Annotated in this window: 3 protein-coding genes; all 3 read right to left on the bottom strand. The window is 73.0% G+C overall.

Annotated features, from left to right (window positions below):
• Nucleotides 1-450, bottom strand: a 450-nt coding sequence (locus tag MXD58_RS23005; RefSeq protein ID WP_250609904.1) for an HD domain-containing protein, incomplete at its 3' end; no start/stop codon positions are given.
• The gene (locus MXD58_RS23000) at nucleotides 431-2,467 is read right to left on the bottom strand and encodes an ethylmalonyl-CoA mutase (RefSeq protein WP_248836700.1); all 2,037 of its coding nucleotides are present in this window, start codon (nucleotides 2,465-2,467) and stop codon (nucleotides 431-433) included. The genes MXD58_RS23000 and MXD58_RS23005, both read right to left, overlap by 20 nt.
• 74 nt (nucleotides 2,468-2,541) lie before the next feature.
• A complete protein-coding gene (locus MXD58_RS22995; RefSeq protein ID WP_248836701.1) occupies nucleotides 2,542-3,180 on the bottom strand; it encodes a hypothetical protein in 639 nt (212 codons plus the stop codon).
• Nucleotides 3,181-3,547 lie beyond the last annotated feature (367 nt).

The raw sequence follows: 3,547 nt of genomic DNA, 5'->3' as shown, positions 1-3,547 counted from the left end.
GTACCGGGCGGCGAGGCGCGCGGCGTACTCGGCGTCCAGGCGCCCCAGGCGGCTCGGGTCGGAGTTGTCCGCCATGTCGGCGTGCTTCACGACCACGGCCAGCGCGTCCGCGGCGACCCTGACCAGGTAGTCCCGTGTCGACTCGGCGGGCCGGTGGGTCAGCGCGTCCACCGCGGCCACGACCGGCGCCGGATACCCGGCGCCGGTCAGGTCCGCCAGCGTCGTGTCGCTGTCCTCGACGACGTCGTGCAGGATCGCGGCGAACTGGGCGGCCAGCGGGTCGACGCCGGCCGGCGCGGCGGTGCGGGCGACGGTCGCCATGACCCGCAGCGGATGGCCGATGTACTCCTCGCCGCCCTTGTCGACCTGCCCGGCGTGCATCCGGGTGGCGAAGGCGATCGCATCGTCCAGGGTTGGTGCGGGATCCGGGTCAACCGAGGTCGAGACCATGCCTCGACCGTACGACGCGAAGGATGTCACGGATTATGGCGTCCAACGCATAGTCCCGAGGAGTGAAGATCCCGGCGACGCCGAGCTCCTCGAGGCGCCGCGCGTCGGCCGGCGGGATGATGCCGCCGACGACCACGGGAATGTCCCGCGCACCGGCGGCCCGCAGCCCGTCGAGCACGTCGGGCACCAGGTCGAGATGCGCCCCGGAGAGGATCGAGAGCCCGACCAGGTGGACGTCCTCCTCCACGGCGGCCGCCACGATTTGCGCCGGGGTCAGCCGGATGCCCTGGTAGACCACCTCGAAGCCGACATCGCGGGCGCGCACGGCGATCTGCTCCGCGCCGTTGGAATGCCCGTCGAGGCCCGGCTTGCCGATCAGCAGCTTCACCGGCCGACCCAGTTCCGCCCGGGTGCGCGCGACGAGGTCCCGCAGCTCCCCGGACCCGGCGCCGGGCGCGGAGCCCGCCGCGCCGCCCACCCCGGTCGGGGCCCGGAACTCACCGAAGACCTCCCGCAGGGTGTCCGCCCACTCCCCCGTGGTCACCCCGGCCCGCACGCAGGCCAGCGTCGCGGGCACCAGGTTCGCCGTCGTCCCGGCGGTGCTCCGCAGCCGCGCGAGAGCCTCGTCCACGGCCGCCGGGTCGCGCCGCGAGCGCCAGGCGGCGAGCGCGTCGACCGCGGCCCGCTCGGCTGCCGCGTCGACCGTCTGGACGGCCGTGTCGAGCTCGGCGAGCAGCGGATTCGGCTCCGTCTCGACGAAACGGTTGACGCCGACGACGACGTCACGGCCGCTCTCGATCCGGGCGCGGCGCCCGGCCTGCGCGGACACGAGCGCCGACTTGAGGTAGCCGCTCTCGACCGCGGCCACCGCGCCGCCCATCGCCTGCACCCGGTCGATCTCCTCCCGGGCCTGGCCGACCAGCTCGTCCACCCGCTTCTCGACGACCACCGAGCCGGCGAAGAGGTCCTCATGCTCCAACAGGTCGGTCTCGTAGGCGAGGATCTGCTGGATCCGCAGCGACCACTGCTGGTCCCAGGGCCGGGGCAGGCCGAGTGCCTCGTTCCAGGCCGGCAGCTGCAGCGCCCGGCACCGCGCGTTCTTCGACAGGGTGACGCCGAGGGTCTCCAGCACGATCCGGATAATGTTGTTCTCCGGCTGGGCCTCGGTCAGGCCGAGCGAGTTGACCTGCACGCCGTAGCGGAAGCGCCGGGCCGCCGGGTCGTCCACTCCGTACCGGCTGACCAGCAGGTCATCCCACAGCCGGACGAACGCGCGCATCTTGCACATCTCCTCGACGAAGCGCTCGCCGGCGTTGACGAAGAAGGAGATGCGGGCGCAGATATCTGCCATGTTCCGCGCAGTGGTACTCCCGCCGGCCGACCCCGACCCCGACGGCGGGGCGGCGGCGACGGCGACGGCGTCGAGCACGGCGATCGCCGAGCAGATCGAGAAGGCGAGCTCCTGCACCGGCGTGGCCCCGGCCTCCTGCAGGTGGTAGCTGCAGATGTTGATCGGGTTCCAGCGGGGCATCTCCGCCACCGTGTAGGCGATCAGGTCGGTGACCAGCCGCAACGACGGCCCGGGCGGGAAGACGTACGTCCCGCGGGAGAGGTACTCCTTGATGATGTCGTTCTGCGTCGTGCCGGCCAGTTTCGCCGGATCGGCGCCCTGCTCCTGCGCCGCGACCTGGTAGAGCGCGAGCAGCCACATCGCCGTCGCGTTGATCGTCATCGACGTGTTCATCCGGTCCAGCGGGATGCCGTCGAACAGCCGGCGCATGTCGCCGAGGTGCGCGATCGGCACGCCGACGCGGCCGACCTCACCGCGGGCCAGCGGATGGTCGGGGTCGTAGCCGGTCTGGGTCGGCAGGTCGAACGCCACCGACAGCCCTGTCTGGCCCTTGTCGAGGTTGCGCCGGTACAGCGCGTTGCTCTGCGCCGCGCTCGAATGGCCCGCGTAGGTCCGGAAGATCCACGGCCGATCCCGCTCCGCCGCGTCGGTGGACAGATCGGTCATCGCCGCCGCCTTCCTGGAGGTCAGGTCGCGACGAGACTAGCTCCGTCCGCCGGGCGCCGCCCGCCGGACGGCGATCATGCGGCGCAGGGTGCGGGCTGGCCCTTCCAGACGCTGAGCAGCGCGGTCGGGATCTTTTCGCAGGCACCCACCCCGTGGGCCACGATCGCCCACGGGGCACTGCCGAGCCGGCGCCACACATGCGGGTCGGCCGGCGGGGTGGCCATGCCCTTGACCTCGATGCGGCCGATCGCCCAGTACTCGTCGGTCGCGGCGCTCGTCCCCTCGACGGCCCCGAAGTACAGCATGCCGCCCTTGACCGTCACCATATCGGCGGTGATCGTCGCGGGGCCGCCGGCCTTCTTGATCTCGTCGGAGACCGTCCACTGCAGCGCGAGGCGCAACGCCACCGGGTCCGGCTCCGCGGTGACCTGCAGCTGGTTCGCCGTGCCGGGCACCCGCTGCGTCTCCCAGGGCGCGGCCCGCTGGACCGGGGACAGCTGCGGCGCCGGTGCGTCCGCCGTGCCGTTCCCCCCGCCCGAACCCGATCCCCGGTCGGCCGTGGCGAATCCGATGCCGGCCCCGAGCAGGACGGCGACGAGGAACGCCGCGACCACGGCGATCAGCGGGAACTCCCGCGTGCCGAGCAGCCCCACGGGGCGCGCACTGCGGTCACCGGCGTAATCCACCCCCGCGGGCACCTCCACGTCCTGCACGCCTCCACTCGCCAGCCACCATTGCGCCAGCCACTATGCCGCAAGCCGGGCCGTCACCCGAAAGCAGTACCCGATCAGCACGTACCTGCAAGCATGCCGCATCGCACGCCCGAGTGGCACGCGGGCGCGCCACGGGTGACGCAACGCGCCCGTTTCGGTTCGTTGCGCTCAGATGTCGGACTCGCCCGCACCCGGTGCCGCGGCGCGTTCACGCCTACCCGGCGGACGCCAGCTCCGAGCCCTGCCCGCCGGCCGACAGACGGGCATGCCGCTCGGCGGCGAACATCCGGCCCAGCACCCGCGGCTCGTCGACGAACACCATCGTCCGGCCCGCCGCCCGCGCCCGGCGCGCGCTGCCGAACAGCAC

The organism is Frankia sp. AgKG'84/4, from assembly GCF_023242965.2.
GTDB lineage: Bacteria > Actinomycetota > Actinomycetes > Frankiales > Frankiaceae > Frankia.
This window is presented reverse-complemented; position numbering and strand designations above follow the sequence as displayed.